This window comes from Mesorhizobium sp. WSM4813 (assembly GCF_055811555.1).
Genome location: NZ_JBVVQU010000131.1, coordinates 1 through 1,650 on the forward strand (window position 1 = coordinate 1; position 1,650 = coordinate 1,650).

Annotated in this window: 3 protein-coding genes; all 3 read left to right on the plus strand. The window is 66.4% G+C overall.

Translation table 11 applies throughout. The annotated features are described in order from the left end of the window. Nucleotides 1-53 precede the first annotated feature (53 nt). On the plus strand, nt 54-407 hold the full coding sequence (tnpA, locus tag AC0L25_RS32295) for an IS66-like element accessory protein TnpA (RefSeq protein WP_352966276.1): 354 nt from the start codon (nt 54-56) through the stop codon (nt 405-407). Continuing rightward, nucleotides 404-751, plus strand: a complete 348-nt coding sequence (gene tnpB / locus AC0L25_RS32300; RefSeq protein ID WP_292240810.1) for an IS66 family insertion sequence element accessory protein TnpB — start codon at nt 404-406, stop codon at nt 749-751. The genes tnpA and tnpB overlap by 4 nt, the downstream gene beginning before the upstream one ends. Nucleotides 752-817: 66 nt before the next feature. Beyond that, a partial coding sequence (gene tnpC, locus AC0L25_RS32305) for an IS66 family transposase (protein ID WP_473599164.1) occupies nt 818-1,650 on the plus strand: 833 nt, incomplete at its 3' end.

Here is a 1,650-nt window from a genome sequence, read left to right on the forward strand (position 1 = left end):
TAGCGAGGCTGCGCTCTTAAGGTCGTCCTTACGAGCGTAGTTAGCAGCACAGCATGAGCCATGTGACGTTATTGACCGGGCCGGAGCGGCGGCGTCGTTGGAGTGAAGCGGATCAGCGCCGGATACTGGCCGCGGCATTCGCGCCCGGGGCCACAGTGGTGGCGGTGGCGCGTCAGTACGATGTCGCGACCAGCCTGATCTATAAGTGGCGCCGCGCGGTGAGAGCCCGCGAGACGGGCTTTGCCGAAGTTGTCGTGGCTCCCGATGAGACTGTCGCCGTTTCGCGGCCGGCGGCATCCCCAGCGGTGATCGAGCTGGAGATCGCCGGCAAGGTGCGGTTGCGGATTCCACTGAGCACACCGCCGACACTGGCGGCGGCGACGGTGAAGGCGCTGGGTGTTTCATGATCCCGGTCCCGAGCCAAGTGCGGATCTGGTTGGCGGTCGGCCGGACCGATATGCGTCGCGGGATGCAAGGCCTCGCTCTGCAGGTTCAGGAGACGCTGGGCCGGGATCCGCATGCTGGCGATCTTTATGTCTTCCGCGGCCGCAGCGGCAATCTGATCAAGATCATCTGGCATGATGGGCTCGGCATGTCACTGTATGCAAAACGGCTCGAGAAGGGCCGGTTTCTATGGCCGTCGCCGGCGGACGGTACGGTTTCCATATCACCGGCGCAGCTCGCCTACCTGCTCGACGGCATCGATTGGCGCAACCCGCGTCACACGTTCCGCCCCCAGCGCGCGGGCTGAGTTTTTCTTTGAGTTTGCGGCATTTTCCGCGAGTCAGCGGACGCATTTTATGATTCACTCCAGGGCATGGTTGCCACCGCCCAGGATGCCGTTCCGGACGATATCGGCGCGCTGAGAGCAGCGCTGACCGCGGCGCTGGCCAGAGCCGAAGACGAGGCGGCGCGCGCTGCGCTGGTCGAGGCCGAACTGGCAGTCGCCAGGGCCAAGGCATCGGATGATGCGGCGCTGATCGCGCATCAGCATCTGACGATCCGGAAGCTGCAGCGGGCGCTGCATGGTCAGAGTTCTGAACGCTCAGCCCGCCTGCACGACCAAATGGAGCTCACCTTCGAGGAGCTCGAGAGCACGGCGACGGAAGACGAGATCGCCGCCGAACAGGCCGCGGCCCGGACCACCGAGGTGGCGCCTTTTGTGCGCAAACGACCGGCGCGCCAGCCATTTCCCGAGCATCTGCCGCGCGAACGCATGGTCGAGCCGGCGCCGACCGCTTGCCACTGCTGCGGCGGTCATCGGCTGCGCAAGCTGGGTGAGGACATCACCGAGACGCTGGAGGTGGTGCCGCGGCAATGGAAGGTGATCCAACACGTGCGGGAGAAGTTCACCTGCCGCGACTGCGAGGCGATCAGCCAGGCTCCGGCGCCGTTCCACGCCACCCCGCGCGGCTGGGCCGGTCCCGGCCTGCTGGCGATGATCCTGTTCGAGAAGTTCGGCCAGCATCAGCCGCTCAACCGCCAGGCTGAACGCTATGCCCGCGAAGGCGTGCCACTCAGCCTGTCGACGCTCGCCGACCAGGTCGGCGCCGGCGCCGCGGCGCTGATGCCGCTGTTCAAGCGGCTCGAAGCCCATGTGCTGGCCGCTTCACGTCTGCACGGCGACGACACGACGGTGCCGGTCCTGGC

Excerpts from the sequence above, each read along its gene's own strand:
- tnpA (WP_352966276.1), top strand. The coding sequence starts at position 54 with ATGAGCCATGTGACGTTATTGACCGGGCCGGAGCGGCGGCGTCGTTGG.
- tnpB (WP_292240810.1), top strand. The coding sequence starts at position 404 with ATGATCCCGGTCCCGAGCCAAGTGCGGATCTGGTTGGCGGTCGGCCGG.